Source organism: Nonomuraea sp. NPDC050643 (genome assembly GCF_040654715.1).
Lineage (GTDB): Bacteria > Actinomycetota > Actinomycetes > Streptosporangiales > Streptosporangiaceae > Nonomuraea.
This window is the reverse complement of the sequence record NZ_JBFAIM010000014.1, coordinates 125,939-145,282: the sequence shown is the minus strand read 5'-3', so window position 1 is coordinate 145,282 and position 19,344 is coordinate 125,939. Positions and strand designations below refer to the sequence as shown.

Below are 19,344 nucleotides of genomic sequence, written 5' to 3'. Positions count from 1 at the left end.
GCCGGCGATGGCCTTCCGCACCGTAATCGGGTTGAGCCGGACAACCCACCAGTGCTAATCAGGACCGGATCCCCGCTGACCGCCGAAGGAGCCACCGCGTGACCTATTCACCATTCCGCATCGAGCTGACCGACGAGGTCCTCGACGACCTCCAGGCCCGGCTCCGGCGGACCCGCTTCACCACCCGCACCGGAACGGAGCCCTGGAAGGGCGGCGCCGACCCCGGCTACCTGCGGGACCTGGTGAATTACTGGGCCGACGACTTCGATTGGCGAGCCCAAGAAGCCGAACTCAACAAGCTCGCTCATTTCCGAGCACAGGGCATGCACTTCATTCGCATCCCCGGATCCGGCCCCGCCCCCATACCCATCCTGCTCTGCCACGGCTGGCCGAGCACGTTCCTCGAGATGCTCCCCCTGGCGACCCGCCTGGCCGACCCCGCCGGCCATGGAGGCGACCCCGCCGACGCGTTCGACGTCATCATCCCGTCCATGCCCGGCTTCCTGTACTCCGACCTGCCCCCGGAGCCTCTCACCCGGGCGGCCATGGCCCGCACGCTGCACACCCTGATGACCGAAACGCTGGGCTACGACCGCTACGCCGCTTTCGGAGGCGACATCGGCGGCGTGGCGATCCAGTGGCTGAGCACCCTCCACCCCCAAGAGGTCATCGGCCTCCACCTGATCCACCCGCCGTTCCCCGCCTCGTTCGACGATCCGCCGATGTCGCCCGAGGAGGAGGCGTTCGTGGCGGCGGAAGAGGCGTACGACGAGGCCGACGGCGGCTACAGCGCCATCATGGGCACCCGCCCCGACACCATCGCCGCCGCCCTCGTCGACTCACCGGTCGGCCTGGCCGCCTGGATCATCGACAAGTACCGTGACTGGAGCGACTGCGGCGGAGACGTGGAATCCCGCTTCGACCGCGACACCCTGCTGACGGCCGTGACGCTGTACTGGGCGACCGGCTCGATCGGCACCTCGTTCAGGCAGTACTACGACTGGGAGCACAACACCCCGCGCCCCCGCATCACGGTCCCGACAGCCATCACTCTGAGCCACGAGCCCTCGATATCCGGTCTCCCCCGCTCGATAGCTGAACGCGCCTGCACCGACCTCCGCCACTGGAACGAACCCGGCCGAGGCGGCCACTTCCTGGCGTTCGAAGAGCCGGAGCTGATGCACGAGGAGCTGACCACGTTCTTCCGCCCCCTCCGCGCCACCTGACACCGGCCCCGGCCTCGGCGAAGACCCGGATCCTGATCAGCGCGCCCACTGCCCCGGCACAGATCACAGACCAGAAACCGGTAATGCGCACCCGAGCCCGATCACTCTCCTGGCCCAGTTGGCAAGAAGCCAGGCGACGCCGCCGCGGACAAGGGCCAGTGCCAAGAACCGCCGCGAATTCGTGAAGCCACGAGACGCCGTACCTCCGAACCTGCGTGTACGACAGGAGGCCGGCTTCCGTCGTAGGCTGCATCTCCCGTGTGATGACAGGAGGCTGAGGTGGCCGAGACGACGCTGCCCGAGACAACGGTGGCCGAGGTGATGGCCGAGCTGTCCAGGCTCGAGGACCCGAAGGCACGCGAGGTGAACGAGAAGCACGGTGACGATCACGGTGTGAACCTCAGCAAGCTGCGTGCGCTCGCGAAGCGGCTGAAGACACAGCAGGACCTCGCGTACCGGCTCTGGGAGACGGATGACACCGCGGCCAGACTGCTGGCGATGCTGATCTGCCGCCCGAAGGCGTTCCAGCGAGACGAGTTGGACGTCATGGTGCGGGAGGCGCGCACACCCAAGGTGCACGACTGGCTCGTGAACTACGTGGTGAAGAAGAACCCGCACGCCGAAGATCTGCGCCTGACCTGGTTCACCGATCCGGATCCAGCGGTCGCGAGCGCCGGCTGGGCCCTGACCACCGAACGTGTGGCGAAGAAGCCCGAGGGCCTCGACCTCGCAGGACTGCTCGACATCATCGAGGCGGAGATGAAAGACGCTCCGAAACGCCTGCAGTGGGCGATGAACCACTGCCTGGCCCAGATCGGGATCGAGCACGCCGAGCACCGCACCCGCGCCATCGGCATCGGTGAGCGCCTGGAGGTCCTCAAGGACTACCCGACCTCCCCCGGCTGCACGTCTCCGTTCGCGCCGATCTGGATCACCGAAATGGTACGCCGACAGCACGGTTAGCCGCCGAGCCGGGAGTGCCCAATGAGGGCTTCGGCGACGACGACAAAGACCGCCGCGCCCACGAACACACAATCCAACGATCAACCCCAAATGACCCACGTCCTACGGATGAGGCCCCCACCCACAACGCTCCTGCCACCACCACCCGAAGCCGCCCTCACACCCCGAAGCCGCCCCACACCCCGAACAACCTCCACCACCAGCCGCCCGCCACGGCGTGCGACCACCGCGCAAGACCGTCCATCACGACACCTGACTCGCACCAGGGGCTTGGGCACCCCGCCCCAATCTCAGCAGCATCCCCACACCCCCTACCCCGTCACAAGATCGGCCCGCACCACCAGCCACTGACCCAACATGTACGACAACAAACCAACTGACCAACTGACCGCCAGACCGGCCGACCGGCCGACTGACCGGCCCGACCGACCGCTGGCCGACCGGTTGACCGCTGGCCGACTGACCAACCCGACTGGCTGACCGCTTGACTGACCCAACCACCTGACTGGCCAACCGATTGACCGCTGACCAGGTGACCAACCACCTGACTGGCCGACCGACCGGCTGACCGACCGGCTTGCTACTAGCGCCCGGTGCGGCTCGCCACAATGACCTGCACCGTATGCTCCAGCGCGTAAGCCGGGTCGGCTCCCCCACCCTTGACCTGCTCGTCCGCACGGGCCACAGCCTGGATGGCCCTCGACAACCCCTCCGGCCCCCACCCGTTGAGCTGCCGCTTCACCCGATCCACCTTCCACGGCGGCATCCCGACATGGCTGGCCAACTGCCCTCCCCGGAGGTTGCGCGGCGCACTCCCCACTTTGGCCAGCGACCGCAGCCCTCCAGCCAGAGCACTCACCAGCAGCACCGGAGCGACCCCCGTGCCCAACGCCCACCTCACCTGCTCCAGCGCATCGGCCAGCCGCCCCTCGATCGCCGAATCCGCCACGTTGAACCCGGTGACCTCAGCCCGCCCCTTGTGATAGCGAGCCACGGCCGCCACGCTGATGGTCTTCTCATCGGTGTCGAACACGAGCTGATTGCACGCCGCCGCCAACTCCCGAAGATCGTTGCCCACGGCATCGAGCAACGCCACCGCCGCGTCACCCGAGATGTTGCGCCCGGTCCGCTTGACCTCTCCCTTGATGAACTCCAGCCGCTCCCCCGCCTTGGTGACCTTGTTGATCGTGATCACCTTGGCCCCGGCCTTCTTCACCCCGTCGACCAGCGCCTTCCCCTTCACCCCACCCGGATGCGCCAGAACGAGCACGGCGTCGTCAGCGGGCTGCTTGGCGTATGTCACCAGCTCGGTGATGACGTCCTTCCCCAGATCCTGCGCCGACCGGATCACGATCACGGACCGGTCACCGAAGAGCGAGGGGGAAGTCAGCTGCGTCAACTCCCCGACAGCGACCTTGCCCCCCACCAGATCATGCACCTCGGCACCCGAATCACCCGCCCGAGCCGCCGCGACAACACCACTCACCGCCCGCTCGGCCAGCAACTCCTCATCGCCGACGACCAAGGTCACAAGTGCTGGATCGGTTCCCGCCATGTCAGGCAGCATGCCATGCACCACCGACAACCCGGTACTCAACAACCCGACCTCCCCAACCCCTACAGCGCAAACAGAATGCAGACCCCCAAGAGGCCGGCATGCCACTCCCCGTCCACAGACAACCCCGCCCACATCGACCCACCAACAACACGAGCCGGCAAAACGCCGCCCTACTCACCTCCACCGCTCCGACCCACAGACAACGCCCCCACACTGACCCACCAACAGCACGAGGACACAGACGCCGCCCCTACTCACCTCCACCTCCATCACCCCCGCCCCCAGACAACTCCCCCGACATTGAGCCGCCAACGGCATGGGCGTGCAAACGCTGCCCTGCTTGCCTTCCCTGGCGTCCAGCAACCCCGACAGGGACGGCAACACAGCACCCCCCACCGCGTACCGCCCCCGTGGAACCACCGCTTATGGTCCGCGTGGAATCACTGCCATGCCCTTGCCTTCCAGCTCCACCACCGCGAGGTCACCGGACTGGTCGGTTCGGTGGACGGTGAGCCCCAGCCGCCGCAGGAGCCCGAGCGTGGACGTCGCGGGATGGCCGTAGTCGTTGTCGGCCCCCACGCTGATCAGCGCTGCCCGTGCCCCAAGAGAGGCAAGGAAGGCCGGGGACTGCCTATTCGATCCGTGGTGCGGGGTTTTGAGGATGTCGGCCCGCACGGCGAGTCGGCGCGACAGATCGTCCTGCGCCTCCGTTTCCAGATCGCCGCTGAGCAGGGCAGAGCCGGATCGCCAGCGCACGTGCAGGACGACGCTGGAGTTGTTGAGGACGCTGCCCTCGCTCTGCCCGTTCAGCCCGCCCAGAGCCGGATCAGGAGCGAGGACGGTCAACTCCGACGGCCCGAATCGCCAACGCGTCCCCGGGGCGGCCGTCCATTCAGGTATTCGGCGGTGCACCAGTGTGGCCGTGATGCGGGCGCTGGCTCGCCCGCCATCGCTCCGCTGAGGGCTCACGACCACCGCGCCAACGCGCCGGTTCCGCAGAACCCCCGGCAGACCGTCCACGTGATCGGCATGAGGGTGGGTGAGAACGAGCAGCGGTACGTCCTCAACGCCCACTCTTCGGAGGCACCGGTCCATGGCCACCGGATCGGGCCCTGTGTCGACCACCACCCCTCGACCCGGTCCGGCCGAGAGAACGAGACCATCGCCCTGGCCCACGTCGCACATCACCATCAACCATCCCTTGGGCGGCCAAGAACCGGCGATCGGCCGTACCAGCAGGACGGCGACCAAGGCCGCGCCGGCGACCGTCGCCGCCATGGCCCGCCAGGTGCTGCGCCGCAGGATCGGAACCGCCACGACCACGGCGAGCATCAGCAGAGCGAGTCCCGGCATGCCCGCCGGCCACGGCACGGTGGCGAACGGCAGAGTCACCGCCCAGCGAGCCACCGTGATGATCCACCCAACGGCATAACCGGCCGGGACGACCAGCAACTGCGCGCCAGTGGGCCACAGGGGCGCCACCAGAGCGGCACCGAAGCCGAGCAGGGTCGCCGGGGCGACTGCTGGTGCCACGAGGAGATTGGCGGCCACCGCGACGGGGGTCAACTGCCCCGCCATCAGCACCAGCACCGGTGTCACGGCGATCTGCGCGGCCATCGGCACGGCCAGAGCCTCAGCCATCCATCGAGGCAACCTTCGAGAAGACTTCGCGACGCCCTGCCGCACCCCCTCTGCGTTCTGTGCCCTCTCCGTATCCCGCGCCCTCTCCGTATCCCGCGCCCTCTCCGCGTCCCGCACCCCCTCCGTGTCCCGCACCCCCTCCGCGTCCCGCGCCCTCTCCGCGTCCCACATCCCCTCTGCGTTCCGTGCCCCCTCTCCGTTCTCCTCTGCGTTCTGTGCCTCCGAAGGGTTCTCCGCCTTCTCCTCGCCTTCCTCCTCTGCACCCGAGAGTTTGTCTCGCCAGCGTGGAGCGAAGATGAGGATGCCTGCGGTGGCGACGACCGACAGGGCGAAGCCGTAGGAGCGGGCCAGGTCAGGCGAGAACAGCACCAGGAAGAGGACTGTCGCCGACAGAGCGGCCAGGCCGTCCTTGGACCGGCCCGTGCCGAGGGCGACGGCGGCCGCCAGGCCCATCAGCAGAGCCCGGAGAACGCTTGGCGAGGGGCGGGCGACCACGGTGAAAGCGAGCATCGCAAGTGCGGCGAAAACGGCTCGTACGGGCAGAGAAAGGCCTAGCAGGCGAGAGAGTGCGAGAGCCGCGCCAGCCACGATCGCCAGGTTCGCGCCGCTCACCGCGTTGAGATGGCTCAGGCCGGCTTCCCTGAGGTCGGCCGCGACCTGCGGGTCCATGCGAGAGACATCTCCGACGACCAACCCGGGCAGGAGGCCGCGTTGATCTGGAGGGAGGACGTCGGCGGCCGAACGGAGGCCGGACCGGAGGGCACCTGCTGCCGTTTGGAGGCCGGATGGTGGCGTCAGGACTCGCGGCGGGCCTCTGACCAGGAGGATGGCGGCTACGAGTTCGCCCGGGGTCGGCTTCGCCAGACGGCCGGTCACTTCGAGGTGCTGGCTGGGGAGGAGGTCGCCCCAGACCCGTCCGGTGGCGAAGACGGTGATGGGGATATCGACGGTTTGGCGGGTGGCGGGGGTTTGGATGAGTGTGAGTGTGGCGGGGGTGACGTAGCTTTCCTGGTTGAAGTGGCCGCTTCTGTTGGATCTGCGCTTGGGATCGCCGCTCAGGGCGATTTGGACGGTGACTGGGGCGTTCTGATCGGCGAGGCGGGCCACCGGGCCTGTGGTCAGAGCGTGAATTCGGAACGCGACCGATGCCGAGGCCGCTGCTGTGCAGATGAGCGTGGCTATTGCGATGTTGCGCCATGCGGTTCGTGGGATGGCTTCAAGACGTCCTGAGGTTCGTGCTGTGGCCTCAGGGCTTCGAGCCCTCTGTGGGGTGACCTCATGGTTCCCCGCAGCCTGAGGAGCGACCTCAAGGCTCGCTACGGCCTGTGGGGCAACCTCAAGCCCCCCTACGGTCCGTGCGATGACCTCATGATTCTCCGCAACCTGCGCGGCAACTCCAAAGCTCCGTGCGGTCTCTGCGGCGGCCCCAAAGCTCCCCGCCGTTTGTGCAGCGACTCCAGGGTTCCCAACAGTCTGCGCAGCGGCTCCAGGGTTCCCAGCAGTCTGTGCAGCGGCTCCAGGATTCCCAACGGTCTGTGCGGTCGGCGCTTTGCGCCCTTGAGCCTGTGCGGTGGCCTCATCGCCTTTCGCAACCTGTGTGATGGCGTCCTTGCGTCCCGTCGGTCGTGGGGCGACGTCATGGCGCCCTGTCACGGGCTGGGTGGGCGGGCGAGTCAGCCATGCCGTCGCGGAGGCGGCCAGAGCTGCGACTGCGGCGACGATCGTTCCAGTGAAAGCTGAGCAGCCGAGCAGGATGAGAGCGCTCGCCCATGCAGCTATGGCGGGGAGAACAAGGGGCCAGGCGTACTCGCGTCTCTCGGGGCCTGGGTCGACCTGTGATTCATGAGCACGAACTCCCAGACCATCGTCCTCGCCGCTGAGGTGTACATGGTGAGGGTCGGGGTCGGTCCGGGACTCGTGAGCGCTGCCGTCCCAACCGTGGCTCTTGCCCGGACGTGCTGAGTCGGCCCGAGATCCGTGAACGACTCCGTCCCGACCGTAGTCCCCATCAAGACGTGCCGGGCCGGCCCAAGGTTCGTGAACGCTCCCGTACCGACTGTGGCTCTCGCGGAGCCGAGTCGGGTCAGCCCGAGGATCGGGACTCCTCCCGCTTTGGGCTCGACTCTCGCTCAGGCGTGCCGGGTGAGCCCGAGGCTCGTGATTGATCCCGTCCCCAGCGCAACCCTCACCAAGGCGCGCTGGGGGGATGGTGGGGTTCGTTCTGACCTGTGGGATGTACGTACGTGGTGCGTGAGCGCCCTCGGTGAGTTCGTCGGGCATGTCAGACGCGAACCTTTGGCTTGATTTCCTCGAACTTTCTTGGGCCCAAGGCGAAGAGGTGAAATCAAGACAATGCGTGACAACGGACGGAGAGCACCAAACCGCCCGCGCCCTGGTCGGTTACTCCGCTCGCGGCACCACAAAGGTGCCTTTGCCGGAAATCGCCCTCAAATAGCCGTCTTCTTTCAGCTTGCCCAGAACCTTCCGCACCGTGCCCCGGGCGACCCCGAACTCCTGCTCTAGGTGCGTTATTGACGGAATCGGGTTCCGAGGTTGGTAGGCGCCGCTTTCAATGCGTTCGCGCAGGATGTCGTACATCTGCTGCCACACCGTCTCGTCCGGCGCCCACTCGATCATGCGGCCGACCGTAGAAGGGTAGAGCACCACCTGGTTTGCCGAGACAGGGCATGCCAGGGCATGCCCTAGCGTGCCCTGGCTAACGATCGAATATGGAACGGCATCTCAGTCTCTCGGCTCTCCCGCCGCCGGCCGGGCGGCCACGAACGTCCCCACCCCTCGCACCGCATAGGCGTAGCCCTGCTCCTGCAGACGCGTGATCACCTTCTGGGCGGTGTTGGGCGCGACGTCGAACTCGGCCACCAGTTGGTGCTGCGACGGCAGTTGAGTGTCCGGCGGGTAGGTGCCGTTCGCGATCCTCTCCTTCAGGACCTCGGCCACCTGAGCCCACTTCGGCGCATTGGGCCGCCACTCGATCATCACGTGGTTGACCGTACGCAACCATGCTTACCTGCAGAAACTCATGCAGTACCGTGGTAGACCATGGTTAACCATGGTTATCCTGATTACGCTTACGGCCATCAGGCAGAGAACGGGCCCGGCCAACGGCGTTCACGCGCCAGGACGGGCCCTTGATCGGACGGTGGAGGTCCGACCCATGGCACAGCCTATGAGGCGAGCGCTGCGATGAGCAGCCCGAAACCGCCACCAGCAGAGGACGATCTCCCCGAGATTCCCGAGTGCCAAGTCACGCGCGGCGCCGACGGGCTTCTACGCCTCACGCACACCACCGGCCGGACCGCCACCGCCTCAACGGCCCGCGGCGCGATCCTCGTCGGGGTGGCACTGCGCACGCTCGCAACCCTTGGTGACGCTTCCTCGGCCGGCGACGATTCGCCATGAGATCCCGGCCCGCGCCACTCAAGTGGGAGCCGCACATTCCTCGATGCCCAACCCGCGTGCACGACACGTCGTGCTGCGGCGAATACGAATGGGCATCCGAAGGAGGCGAATACCTTGTGCTCCGCTGGACCGGCGACGGCCAGCAGCAAGAGGAGACAGGCCGCGGCCTCTACGCGACGGCACGGGCGGTGTGGGAAGACCTCATCGACCGCCACCGCCACCGCGTACGCAAGGCGCTCTACTGACTCATCGGCTCGCCAGAGAGCGCTGCAGCAATCAGGCTGTAGCCCTTTTGCGCGAGTCACACATCTATGTCCAGAACATCACCTTTTACAGATCTTGCCGACAGTGGGCGGATCGTTAAGCGTGGAGGTCGCCGAGACATGGCTTGACGACGGCGAGGGAGACGAGCCATGGGCAGAGACGACTCCAAGGCAGCCGTGTTGGGCCGCACCGAGGACGTGTGGCCCGAAATCTTCGGCGCGCTCAGGGCCGGCATCGACATCGCCGCCCATCTGCACAGCACCGCCGGTTGGGATCCCCAGGACGACAAGCACCTGTACCAGCACATGATCCGCCGGAAGGCGGTCGAGGCCTTCAAGGGGCTCAGCACGGAGTTCGACGAGGACGACGACCAGAGCGACGCCGCACTATCCATGAGCGGCCTCATGCTCCGCCTCGAACACGACGTAATCCGGATCTGGCACATCACCCCATTGGAGATTCCAAAGCCCGGCAGCAAGACCAAGCGCGAGTTTATCGCCCAACCGCCGAGCGGCCAGACAGCGTTATTCGATGTCCGCGATCTCATGCATAGGCTGCGCCGGGACGACCGGAACCATCTCATCCTGCGGTGGACTATCCAACATCACACCATCACGAGGTTCGATCTTGTCCGGCCATCTGGCGTCAAGAAGGGAAAGGTCGTCGTGGACTGGCAGCACGACCTACGTCCGCTATGTATGCCACCGCCGGTTGGGGCCAGTCCGCCAGCCTGACAGTGCGGAGACGAGTTCGATAGCCGCTTGTGGCGGAATGGAGCCGTGACGCGGCTGTCCTCAACGAGGAGAGCCCTCAACCAGGTCACCGACCTGCTCTGATGACCAGTACTCTCGAAGAGCGGCGATCTTCCGCCCCTCAAAGTCGAGGACGGCGATCTCGCGCATTCGCTTGCGGACCCGCTGGACCACGTCGTCGAACTCGGCTTCCCACTCGGCGATCGCGGTAGTCCCATCCAAATAGAGGTTGAGCAGCTCGCATTTGATATTTGCCTGCGCCGCGACAACCTTGCTTTCCCAATACGCCCGGATTGCCTCGCGGTTTGGGATCGGCGCCTCCAGGACGCGCTCGTGATACGTGGCATCTTCGGTGAAAATTGTGACGATGAGGTCTGGGTCCTGCCCCTCCCATGCGCGGATATAAACATCGAGGACTTCTCGAACGTCGTGCTTGGTCAGCTCCATTAGGACTCCTCTGCGATGTCGGCCAGCGTGAGTGGCGCGTCGTTCTGCGTGTGATCTTCCAGGAGAGCACCGAGGCGAAGTGGGTCACGGAGACGTATCTGGGGCAGATCCGCGTCGGCGATTGACTCCTCACCGAGGCGGACCCATTTCCAGGGGCCTGTGGAGACCTCGATGTCGCTTCCGAAGCCCGAGTAGTAGCCGGCCATGACAGTCTCGCCAGGAAGAACGGCTAACTGGAACATCCCGAAGTACCGAGTGTCATTGCTGTTCCTCCAATGACCGACAAGATGGCGGTTGGCCAACTGGGCTTCGAGCTCGTTACGGAAGGGAGACGCACGCCCCTCACTGCGTGGTGTCGGCGGATGGTTGGAGATCCTCATGAGGCGATCAGATTCCAGCGAGATCTTCGCGATGTCAACATGAGCCTTTCGCGTCGGCCCGGGACCGAATCGGAAACTGGTGACCCAAAGACCGCAGAGCGCCTCGGCCTCGAAGCTGGGAGGTATCGAACTCAGGACGCCCCCGATGTACTGATCTCCGCCGTCTGGGAGCTCAGCCGGCGTGACGGTGCCAGCAGCGACGAGCACGTCTCCTGGCGGAACCGATTCGGTCTCCCAGGCATCAACAGCTTCGCCGCTCACCGGCCAGCCAACGAGCGGCGTCAACATGGTTGCAAATTCCGCGACCGACACATTGAGCGCTCGTCGGGCGGCGATCAGCCGGCGGCGTGCCAGCGTAGCGAAGTCCGGCGGATTCTCTGACCGCGTTCGTAGGTCGACGACCCTGCCCATCTCGGTCACCGGCTCCTCTTGGGGTGACTATGCGCCTGAGTTGCGGCGTCTCGGCTTCATGTCGTTCTTGCTGTGTGGGTACGGCTGGCCCAGTCGGTCGTACAAGTGGCGGAGATCTGCTTGGAGCTTGCCCACCTCGGATCGAAGCTCCTCAATCTTCGTGATCACCTCAGATGGCTGAAGGTCGGCCAGCCGTCCGACTTCCTGGCGAAGCTCGGCGACCTCGGTCGCCACGGCTTTTAGCGTCGCGCGCTCTTCACCAACCCTTTGGGGCGTTGCCCGTACGTAGACGGCCTTGCCAGGTTGACCATAGACAAGACCCTCCTGGCGCAGGAGATCCACCGCATTGCGGACGACGTTGTTCGAAGCGTCGTGAATCTCCATCAGTCTTCGGGTGGACGGCAATGGGTCGCCCACCGTCAACTCGCCCGAGTCAATCTGTGATCGGAGCGCGGCAGCGATCCGCTGATAGATGGGCTGGCCCATTACCTCGGTCAAGTGAGCGCTCCTTGTTGACAAGGTCCAACGATGTGCACTCAGTTCAGCACAGGTCCGAGGTAGCAATCCACTCACCTTCCCAACGAAGCGCCTTGACCACTGTACGCGTATGGTCCATCCTAACGCGTATGGAAGAGATAGAGCCGAGCCAGACGATGACGGCGATGCAGGCGGTCCCGTGCCTCTGTCGGACGAAGCTGTTTATGACCGTCGAAGCAGCCGCGCTGATCCTTGACATGAGCGTCGACTACCTGCATGTCGGCATCCGCGAAGGGCGGATCCCCGCGCATCGCTTCGGCCGTGCCTACCGGCTCCGGCGGGATTTCATCTACGGCTTCGTCACTACGCCGTCCGGCGCAAAGTTCGAAGACTACGCCGCCGCTTGGTTCACCCGTCACAACGCAGAGGTTGCGGTCTGATGTTCGCGATCTCCCTAGACACGCGAAGAGCGGCCCCTATCCGCCAAGACGAGAGCCGCTCTTTCGCTGTCCTCCCAGACAGGTCAACGTTCGGAAGGACCTCCATAATGACACAGCCCGCCCCAGCGACCGTAACGATCTCAGTTGACGAGTTGCTGGCGCTTCAGCAGGACGCCTCCGCCCTGGCTGTTCTGGCCGGCGCCATCCTCGAAGACTGCGGCATCGACCTGACCCGCCCCACGCCCACGCGGATCACACCGCTGGACGAGAAGGTCACCGATCTTGCCGCCTACCGCTCTCGTAGGGCGGTGTCTCGATGACGAACGCTGAGATGCGAGCTCTCGAGGCTGACCTGACCTGGCGGATGACAATCCCGCCGGCTCAGCTCGCCCACACGATCGTCACTGGATGCTGCACTGACCCCCGCTGCACTGATCCCCGCTGCGCTGGATGCGGGAGGCCGCGATGACCGCCCTCCTCACCCACAACCGAGCCGACGAACTCACCTACTGGGACGAGCTTCGCTGGGATGACCGGCAGGCGAACATCGCCGCCTTCTGGTCCGTGTTGGACCCGAGGGTGGCCCGAGCCCGCTTCACGGTCGTGGAGACGCTGCTCGCCGTCGTCGACATTGAGCTCGGCGAGATGCAGGACGGCATCGACCGGCTTCTGGCCGAACAGGACCCCCGCTACGCCGAGGCGCAGCGGTGACCGGGGCCCGGCTGTCTGTCCACAGCCGCTCAGACAGCCGGGCCCTCATATGCCCCCGCCCGTGGACCTGTCGGTCCCGGGCGGGGGCCCACAAGCCTTTGGAGATCGCCATGACCGAGTACGAGGTCCGCTCCATGGACCTGGTAGACGACGAGATCGTCTACGAGCGCAAGACGTTCCCGGCCGCTGTCGCCACCGCACGCCACATCCGCGACGAGCTCGGCACGAAAGCTCATGTGTGGCAGCGCGAGAACGACGGCGAATGGGTCCACGTGTGGCCCAAACGCCGCTGGTGGCTGCCCTGGATCCGCTGAAATCTCACCCCTTCTACTCCCCCGTCCGTGGCGGTCGTGTCCATCAGGAATCCACCGCGCCGCACGGACGGGGGCTCACCACCCAGCCTCCGACTCGAAGGAGATCGACATGTTCAAGTTCTCGCCCGGCGACATGTGGGACCTGCTGATCAAAGAGTGTCCCGCGTGCTTGGCCTCGCCCCTGACCGTGACGCCCGAAGGCGACGGCCACCACATCGTCGACTGCGGCACCTGCAAGTTCCAGTTCAGCGTCACCTCCGAGAACGGCGAAGAGGGGATCGTCTTCGACATCCTCCACGCCGCCACCCAGCGCACCTGCGGGTTCGAGTTCGCGGACGCCTCCGGGTGACCGGTGAACAACGAAGAGCGGCGCCGTAGACGCCTCGACCGGATCATCGCCGAGATTAACCGTCAGGCGCCCGGCATGTACGCCGCCCTGCAGCCCGTGACCGAAGACGACGAAGCCGAGGACGACGAGCCCGGCGCCCCGACCAGGAGTACGACGTGAACATCACTGAGCCGGCCGAGCGGGTCGAGCACGTCAACGGCTCCGCTCTCCAGAAGCCGCCCCGGCCGACGCGCGCCGAACGGAAGACCGCCGCTGCGGCCGAAGAGCTGCGCCGCCTCGACCTGCAAGCCGAGATCGCCCGCAAGCGGGACGAGGCCGCCGAAGCCCAGCAGGACCGCCGAGACCAGCGCGAGCAGCGACGAAAGACCCGCAAGAGCATCGAACGCTCCCAGACGTGGAAGAAGTGGGCCGCACGGCTGAAAGTGTGGCGGCACACCTTCGTCCTCGTGGGCGCGATCGTCGGCGTCAACATCGTCGCCGTCGCCGGCCAGGTCACCGCTTTCCAGGCAGCCCCCTTCGACTGGACTTTGATGGGGGCGCTCGGCGCCGCCGCCGTGGTCGAGTCGATCGCCATCTTCGTCGGCTGGCACGCCCACGTGGCCCTGCGCGAGGGCGACTCGGTGTTCCGGTTGCGTGCCTCGTCTTACGGCATCGCCACCGCGGTGGCCGTCCTCAACTACCACCACTACTCCCCCGACTGGCGACTCGACGACCAGGCCGCCATGTTCGGCGCCGCCTCGCTGCTGTCGCCGTGGCTGTGGGCGATCCACTCCCGGCACCTGCACCGCCAAGACCTGCGCAAGGCCGGGCTGATCGACCCGCGCGCCCCGAAGTTCTCGGCGCTGCGCTGGCTCCTGCACCGCCCGGAGACGTGGCAGGCGCTGAAGTGGGCTGTCCGCCACGGCGAGCAGTCCCCCACCGCCGCGATCCTTGCCGTGCAGGGCGAGAACGGAATGTCAGACGCGACCCTGTTCGTGGACCGCGCTCATATCGCTCTCGCCGCCGGCCGTAACGCTCTCATCGAGGCCCAGGCCGCCGCTCTGGCTGCCACCGAAATGTACGTGACGGTGCTCGAACGCGCCCCCGCCGATGTGTCACCGCAGCCCGCGATCGAAGCGCCCCCCGCGGACCCCGGGCCTGACACCCCCACGGATGATCTCCCTGACACTTCGGATGTCAGCGAAGTGGCAGACGAACCCGAGCGGGAACGCCCCGACGCCGAGGACAACCGCGAAGCCGAACGCTGGATCCGCGAGCGCATGAGGGCCGGCCGCACCCCCAAGCAGGCTGACATCGCCACCAAGTACGGCTTCTCCAACGGCTGGGCGTCGCTCCGTGTCAAAGCCGCCCGCGCTGATCTGTCAGCGAAGGGCTACCGATTCCTGCCCGGCAACGTCGTCCAGCCGCCCACCGACCCTGACACTTCCGCCACCGACGTGGATGTCAGCGACACGGCCGACGAAATGGCCGCCGCACCGACTGGAGACCAGTCATGAGATCCGCCCTCGTCGCATTCCTGTGCTTCCTCAGTTGGACCATCGACCTGGCCATGTGGGCCGGCCTAGCGCTGCTCTGCTGGCACTTCGCGCCCGACCCGCTCGGGCCGTTCCTCGCCGTCTCCGTCTCCGTCGTGTGGGGCGGCATCTGGCTGCTAGACACCGCCCTCCTGGCCATCGACATGGCCGGCGCGGCCCGCCGTCGGAATGACAGGAAGGCGGCACGGTCATGACCATCGCCGAATTCGCGGTCTGGTTCCTGGCCGTTTTCGCCCTCATCCGGGCGTCGATCATCGAGCCTCCCGAGTCCGCCAAGACCGCCCGGGAGTACGTCTCCACCGTGCGGCAGATGAAGCCGTGGCACCCCGTCTACTGGGTGGTCGCCGTCGTGCTGGTCGTCCCCGTGTTCACAGCCTGGAGCGCCTGCCGCTACGCCCTTCATCTGGCCTCACTGTGGCTGGCCAAGGGCCTGGAGAAGGTCTCGGAGATCACCGCGATGAAGCCGCGTGAGTCCGTCGCCGTCTTCCAACCGGTCGTGTGGAGGGAGATTCGTCCGTGACCGAGAACCCGCGCCCTGACCTTCGGCTGGTCCGCCACACCGAGGACGCCCCGCCGCTGCCCGGCGAGCATAAGGCGCTGGAGAAGCGGCCCGACGGTGACGTCGAGGAGGTCGTCTACGAAGGCGAAGTGATCTCCGACAAGCCCGAACGCACCTCGCTGCCGTCCGTGGTCGTCGACAAGGTCACGGTGCTGCGGGACTCCGACAAGGCCATCGTGCTGGCCGGGCACGGCGTGACCGTGCTGCAGGGCTGGCATTCGTGGCTGGTGCGGGCGTGGGACGGCCTCACCGGCGGCGTCTACCGCCGCCAGATCCGCGGCGCCGAAGCGGCAGGGGATCGGGAGGCGCTCGCCCACTGGCTGAGCCTCCGCCGAGACGCCATCAAAGACAGAAGGGAACGGCTCATGGAACTACCCAAGCTTGGTCTGCAGGTGCTCATCTTCACCGGCGGCGGCTGCCTCGCCTTCGTCGTCCTGCTGGTCGTCGTCTCCACGCTGGTCATGGCCACCGGAGCGGGCGAGTTCTTCGACGTGTTCTTGTGGGTGGGCGACGTCCTGCGCTGGCTGTTCGGCGCGGCTGCCTTCCTGTGGATGCCGTCCCTGATCGCGCTGCCGTTCGTGTTGGCCATCGCGGGCTGGCGGGAGGGCCGGCGCAGAGGAGAGACGCCGCGCTGGCTTGCGGTCGGCGGCACTTCTGAAGCCGAGCGGCGTAATGTCGTCCCTGACGAGAGCGCCATCTTGCAGGCGTTGCAGAACCTGGGGATCGCGCCGCTGAACAAGGCGTTCAAGGCGGGCTGGCGTCCCCGTGTCGTGCTGGGGACGGGCCGGGACGGCAAGGGCTACCGCACCCAGTTGGAGTTGCCGCAGGGCGTCACCGTCGACATGATCAACCAGAAGAAGGCGGTGCTCGCCCACAACCTGGTCCGGCTGCCCGTCGAGGTGTGGCCGACCGAGCCGAAGAGCCAGCCCGGCGTGCTGGACCTGTGGGTGGCCGACCAGGGCTCCCTCACCGGGAAGGTGCCCGACTGGCCGCTGCTGAAGGACGGCGTCGGCGACTACTTCGCGGGCGTGCCCGTCTCCATCAACATCCAGGGCCGGACCGTCGTCGGCCTGCTGTTCCAGAAGAACTACGCGCTCGCGGGCACGATGGGCTCCGGCAAATCCACGATGATCATCACGTTGTTGCTGGGCGCCATCCTGGACTACCTGGTCGAAGTCGACGTGTTCGTGTTCGCCACCAACGCCGACTACGACCCGATGAAGCCCCGCCTGCGGACCCTGCTCACCGGCCCCGGCGACGAGGTCGTCCAAGCGTGCCTGTTCCGGCTGCGCGACCTGTACGCCGAGCTCACCATCCGCGGGCAGGCGTTGAAGGAGCACAAGGCGCCGGCCGTGACCCGCGAGCTCGCCGAGAAGGACGAGCGGCTCCGCCCCCGCATCGTCGTCATCGACGAATGCCAGGCCCTCTTCCTGAACGCGGAGCTGGGCGAAGAGGCCGAGGACCTGTGCGTGAAGCTGATGGGCGCGGCCCGCAAGTACGCCATCACGCTGATCTTCGCCACGCCGGAGCCGTCGTCGGACTCGCTGCCGCGCAAGCTCATGGCCGTCATCGCCAACAAGGCGTGCTTCGCCATCGGCGACCAGACCAGCAACGACGCCGTCCTCGGCACCGGCTCCTACAAGAGCGGGGTGTCCGCGGTCAGCCTGGAGCCGAAGACCGAAGAGGGCCCCGGCGACATCGGCACGTGCATGGCGCGCGGCTTCCAGGCCAAGCCCGGCCTGCTGCGCACCTACTACGTGCCCTACGACCAGATGAAGTCCGTGGTCGCGCGGGCGCTGATGCTGCGCGACAAGGCCGGCATGGCACCCGCGGGGGCGCTCACCGCCCCGCGCTCGCGTGACCTTCTGGAAGACCTGGCCGCCGTCATGGGCGGGGAGACGATACGCGCCGCGGACCTGCCCGCCCTGCTGGCCCGGTACGCCCCAACGTGGCAGCCGTACAAGACGCTGACCGGCAAGCAGTTGGTGGAAGACCTGACGGCCCTCGGGGTGAAGGTGCCGACCACCGGCAACCGCTGGCCGGTCAACCCCGACGACGTCCGAGCGGCCCTGACGCGGAGCCAGAACGACGACGAGGAAGCCGAGTAGTTAGGTCGTCCCCCTCCCTCGAAACATGCCCCCGAAGGCCGTTTCGAGGGGCCGACCTAACTCGGTCTAACCACCTAACTCACCTAACTTTCCGCAGGTCAGAGACGAGTTAGGCCCCAGATGGGCGCTGGTTAGAAACCTAACTCGCTTTCGCCGACCTAACTCAAGATCTAACTCACCTCAGCGGTGGTTGCGGAGGCTCTCCCGGACCTTCCGGGAGACGTCCGGAGCACCCGCTCCACACTCACCAAAGGAACCGATCATGAACAAGAAGCAGTTGGTCGCCTCCGTCGCCAAGAACACCGGCCACTCCCAGGCGGTCGTCGCCGAGATCCTCGACGGCATCACCAACACCATCCGGGTAGCCGTCTCCGACGGCGGCGACGTCTCCGTCCAGTACTTCGGCAAGTTCGAGCGGACCCACCGGCCGGCCCGGGTCGGCCGTCACCCGCAGACGGGCGCCGAGCTCCAGATCGAGGAGTCGTGGGGCGTCCGTTTCTCCCCCGCCGCCGGGCTGAAGGACTCGGTTCGTGGCCGTGCCCGCGCCGGCCTGAGCCCTGTGTCCGCGGTGGCCTGACGCGGCTGCTGCGGGTGCACGCCCGGCTGATCCGGTCGGGCGTGTGCCCGGAGGTTCCGCTCCCTTCAACCGGAAGGAGGGTCCGCTGTGGCCCTCACCCTGAAGTTGCTCGCCTTAGGCGCTCTGATCCTGGTCGGGTTCGGGGCCGAACTGTGGCTGGCCATCGTCAACCCGGCGCTCGCCAAGCCTGGCCTGTTCGTGCTCGCGATCGTCGTCATCGCGGCGATCTGGCGGTTCGTCCGCAGCGAGAACTCCCCGACTCGACCACCCGAGTAATCCCCTGAAGCGCCACCCGCTCTACAGCCACACCGCGATACCCGACTATGCCGATCGATAAAGAGGAGAGTCATGTTCGACCGGATGCCGCCCAACAAGCTCGCCCGAGCGAAGGGCCAGACCAACAAGACCAACGAACTCAACGCCCTCGCCCACCTCGCCAACGGCTACGGAGGCAACGGCCAGGGCTGCACCGGCGCAGAGAGCCGCATCGCGCAGGAGCTGCTGATCGACAGGGTCGGCCTGCGCAAGGCGAAGAGGTTAATGGACCAGTCCGTCAAGCGGGTCATCAAGGACACGTTCTGATGCCCGCCACACCGGACACGCGGCAACTGCACGCCGCGGCGAATGAGGCCGCCGAGAAGTTCGCTGCCCGCGGCGAGGCCGACGAGTGGGCGGTCAGCCGGCTCATGGCCGACCGGTACGCCCAACAACTCGACGCCGAGGAGAAGCGATGAGGTCCGACCCGTTTTCGCCCCGCACGCACCTGGTGCGCTGGCGCGGCACCACCCCGACCGTCCCGTACCCGTGCTCGTGCGGCCAGACGGTCGATGTGGAGGGCGTCACCACGATCGACGGCGCGATCGCCGCTCTGGCCCGTTCTGGCCAGCACCAGCACTAGCGGCGGTTGCGGGTGTCCGCCCGGCACTTCCCCGGCCGGGCGGACGCCTGGAGCTTCCGCTCCCCCACCTTCCGAAAGGGATCAGGTCATGCGACTCAACATCAAGAAAGTGATCACGTACGTGGGCGTCGGGTTCGTGGTCTTCTTCCTGTTCACCCGCCCGGCGAAGGCCGCTGACGCCGTCAACGGCATCTTCGACGGGATCCTGCAGGGCGCCGACCAGCTCGCCATCTTCGCGACCCGTCTTCTGTGACGTGGCTGTTGCGGGTGCTCGCCATGTACGGGGGTCGTGGCGGGTGCCCGGAGCAGCCAGC

General features: G+C 66.7%; 27 protein-coding genes. 20 read left to right on the top strand and 7 right to left on the bottom strand.

Going from position 1 to position 19,344, the window contains the following annotated elements; translation table 11 throughout:
• Window positions 1-98: 98 nt before the first annotated feature.
• Complete coding sequence (locus AB0I15_RS20840) at window positions 99-1,226, top strand: epoxide hydrolase family protein (protein WP_358097658.1); 1,128 nt, start codon at window positions 99-101, stop codon at window positions 1,224-1,226.
• A gap of 321 nt (window positions 1,227-1,547) precedes the next feature.
• Window positions 1,548-2,189, top strand: a complete 642-nt coding sequence (locus tag AB0I15_RS20835) for a DNA alkylation repair protein (protein WP_358097911.1) — start codon at window positions 1,548-1,550, stop codon at window positions 2,187-2,189.
• 583 nt (window positions 2,190-2,772) lie between these two features.
• On the opposite strand, the gene holA is transcribed toward AB0I15_RS20835, so the two are convergent.
• The 4 genes from holA to AB0I15_RS20815 all read right to left on the bottom strand — a co-directional run bounded on the left by holA (window position 2,773) and on the right by AB0I15_RS20815 (window position 8,385).
• Window positions 2,773-3,756 (bottom strand): DNA polymerase III subunit delta, encoded by a 984-nt coding sequence (holA, locus tag AB0I15_RS20830; protein WP_358097655.1) that lies wholly within the window; start codon window positions 3,754-3,756, stop codon window positions 2,773-2,775.
• A gap of 414 nt (window positions 3,757-4,170) precedes the next feature.
• On the bottom strand, window positions 4,171-6,495 hold the full coding sequence (locus AB0I15_RS20825; protein WP_358097653.1) for a ComEC/Rec2 family competence protein: 2,325 nt from the start codon (window positions 6,493-6,495) through the stop codon (window positions 4,171-4,173).
• 1,293 nt (window positions 6,496-7,788) lie between these two features.
• Entirely contained in the window at window positions 7,789-8,025 is a 237-nt protein-coding gene (locus AB0I15_RS20820) for a GntR family transcriptional regulator (protein ID WP_358097650.1), read from the bottom strand.
• A gap of 105 nt (window positions 8,026-8,130) precedes the next feature.
• Entirely contained in the window at window positions 8,131-8,385 is a 255-nt protein-coding gene (locus AB0I15_RS20815; RefSeq protein WP_358097908.1) for a winged helix-turn-helix domain-containing protein, read from the bottom strand.
• A 539-nt stretch (window positions 8,386-8,924) separates the two neighbouring features.
• Between AB0I15_RS20815 and AB0I15_RS20810 the strand changes: the two genes are divergently transcribed.
• Window positions 8,925-9,053 (top strand): hypothetical protein, encoded by a 129-nt coding sequence (locus AB0I15_RS20810; RefSeq protein ID WP_358097647.1) that lies wholly within the window; start codon window positions 8,925-8,927, stop codon window positions 9,051-9,053.
• A 168-nt stretch (window positions 9,054-9,221) separates the two neighbouring features.
• The gene (locus AB0I15_RS20805; RefSeq protein WP_358097643.1) at window positions 9,222-9,806 is read left to right on the top strand and encodes a hypothetical protein; all 585 of its coding nucleotides are present in this window, start codon (window positions 9,222-9,224) and stop codon (window positions 9,804-9,806) included.
• 60 nt (window positions 9,807-9,866) lie between these two features.
• Here the strand turns inward: AB0I15_RS20805 and AB0I15_RS20800 are convergent, their stop codons facing one another.
• From AB0I15_RS20800 to AB0I15_RS20790, 3 genes are read right to left on the bottom strand one after another with little or no spacing between them, the layout of a single operon-like run.
• The gene (locus tag AB0I15_RS20800; protein WP_358097640.1) at window positions 9,867-10,271 is read right to left on the bottom strand and encodes a nuclear transport factor 2 family protein; all 405 of its coding nucleotides are present in this window, start codon (window positions 10,269-10,271) and stop codon (window positions 9,867-9,869) included.
• The gene (locus AB0I15_RS20795) at window positions 10,271-11,071 is read right to left on the bottom strand and encodes a hypothetical protein (RefSeq protein ID WP_358097637.1); all 801 of its coding nucleotides are present in this window, start codon (window positions 11,069-11,071) and stop codon (window positions 10,271-10,273) included. Before AB0I15_RS20795 ends, AB0I15_RS20800 begins: the two co-directional genes overlap by 1 nt.
• Before the next feature lie 18 nt (window positions 11,072-11,089).
• On the bottom strand, window positions 11,090-11,560 hold the full coding sequence (locus AB0I15_RS20790) for a GntR family transcriptional regulator (RefSeq protein ID WP_358097635.1): 471 nt from the start codon (window positions 11,558-11,560) through the stop codon (window positions 11,090-11,092).
• A 128-nt stretch (window positions 11,561-11,688) separates the two neighbouring features.
• On the opposite strand from AB0I15_RS20790, the gene AB0I15_RS20785 reads away from it, so the two are divergent.
• The 16 genes from AB0I15_RS20785 to AB0I15_RS20710 all read left to right on the top strand — a co-directional run bounded on the left by AB0I15_RS20785 (window position 11,689) and on the right by AB0I15_RS20710 (window position 19,283).
• Complete coding sequence (locus tag AB0I15_RS20785) at window positions 11,689-11,979, top strand: helix-turn-helix domain-containing protein (RefSeq protein WP_358097632.1); 291 nt, start codon at window positions 11,689-11,691, stop codon at window positions 11,977-11,979.
• 107 nt (window positions 11,980-12,086) lie between these two features.
• Window positions 12,087-12,299: a hypothetical protein gene (locus tag AB0I15_RS20780; protein WP_358097629.1), complete on the top strand. Its 213-nt coding sequence runs from the start codon at window positions 12,087-12,089 to the stop codon at window positions 12,297-12,299.
• Between the two features lie 145 nt (window positions 12,300-12,444).
• A complete protein-coding gene (locus AB0I15_RS20775; RefSeq protein ID WP_358097626.1) occupies window positions 12,445-12,690 on the top strand; it encodes a hypothetical protein in 246 nt (81 codons plus the stop codon).
• Between the two features lie 110 nt (window positions 12,691-12,800).
• Complete coding sequence (locus AB0I15_RS20770) at window positions 12,801-13,004, top strand: hypothetical protein (protein ID WP_358097624.1); 204 nt, start codon at window positions 12,801-12,803, stop codon at window positions 13,002-13,004.
• A gap of 109 nt (window positions 13,005-13,113) precedes the next feature.
• A complete protein-coding gene (locus AB0I15_RS20765) occupies window positions 13,114-13,353 on the top strand; it encodes a hypothetical protein (protein WP_358097621.1) in 240 nt (79 codons plus the stop codon).
• Between the two features lie 3 nt (window positions 13,354-13,356).
• Window positions 13,357-13,512, top strand: a complete 156-nt coding sequence (locus tag AB0I15_RS20760) for a hypothetical protein (protein ID WP_358097618.1) — start codon at window positions 13,357-13,359, stop codon at window positions 13,510-13,512.
• Complete coding sequence (locus AB0I15_RS20755) at window positions 13,509-14,849, top strand: hypothetical protein (RefSeq protein WP_358097615.1); 1,341 nt, start codon at window positions 13,509-13,511, stop codon at window positions 14,847-14,849. The genes AB0I15_RS20760 and AB0I15_RS20755 overlap by 4 nt, the downstream gene beginning before the upstream one ends.
• Window positions 14,846-15,082 (top strand): hypothetical protein, encoded by a 237-nt coding sequence (locus AB0I15_RS20750; RefSeq protein WP_358097613.1) that lies wholly within the window; start codon window positions 14,846-14,848, stop codon window positions 15,080-15,082. The genes AB0I15_RS20755 and AB0I15_RS20750 overlap by 4 nt, the downstream gene beginning before the upstream one ends.
• Window positions 15,079-15,408, top strand: coding sequence for a hypothetical protein (locus tag AB0I15_RS20745; protein ID WP_358097611.1), 330 nt, complete (start codon window positions 15,079-15,081; stop codon window positions 15,406-15,408). Before AB0I15_RS20750 ends, AB0I15_RS20745 begins: the two co-directional genes overlap by 4 nt.
• A complete protein-coding gene (locus tag AB0I15_RS20740) occupies window positions 15,405-17,555 on the top strand; it encodes a hypothetical protein (RefSeq protein WP_358097609.1) in 2,151 nt (716 codons plus the stop codon). The genes AB0I15_RS20745 and AB0I15_RS20740 overlap by 4 nt, the downstream gene beginning before the upstream one ends.
• A gap of 262 nt (window positions 17,556-17,817) precedes the next feature.
• Window positions 17,818-18,132, top strand: a complete 315-nt coding sequence (locus tag AB0I15_RS20735; protein ID WP_358097607.1) for an HU family DNA-binding protein — start codon at window positions 17,818-17,820, stop codon at window positions 18,130-18,132.
• Window positions 18,133-18,219: 87 nt separating this feature from the next.
• Window positions 18,220-18,408, top strand: coding sequence for a hypothetical protein (locus AB0I15_RS20730; protein ID WP_358097604.1), 189 nt, complete (start codon window positions 18,220-18,222; stop codon window positions 18,406-18,408).
• 72 nt (window positions 18,409-18,480) lie between these two features.
• Window positions 18,481-18,714, top strand: a complete 234-nt coding sequence (locus tag AB0I15_RS20725) for a hypothetical protein (protein ID WP_358097602.1) — start codon at window positions 18,481-18,483, stop codon at window positions 18,712-18,714.
• A complete protein-coding gene (locus AB0I15_RS20720; protein ID WP_358097599.1) occupies window positions 18,714-18,866 on the top strand; it encodes a hypothetical protein in 153 nt (50 codons plus the stop codon). Before AB0I15_RS20725 ends, AB0I15_RS20720 begins: the two co-directional genes overlap by 1 nt.
• A complete protein-coding gene (locus AB0I15_RS20715) occupies window positions 18,863-19,030 on the top strand; it encodes a hypothetical protein (RefSeq protein ID WP_358097597.1) in 168 nt (55 codons plus the stop codon). Before AB0I15_RS20720 ends, AB0I15_RS20715 begins: the two co-directional genes overlap by 4 nt.
• 88 nt (window positions 19,031-19,118) lie before the next feature.
• Entirely contained in the window at window positions 19,119-19,283 is a 165-nt protein-coding gene (locus AB0I15_RS20710) for a hypothetical protein (RefSeq protein ID WP_358097595.1), read from the top strand.
• The last annotated feature ends 61 nt before the right edge of the window (window positions 19,284-19,344 follow it).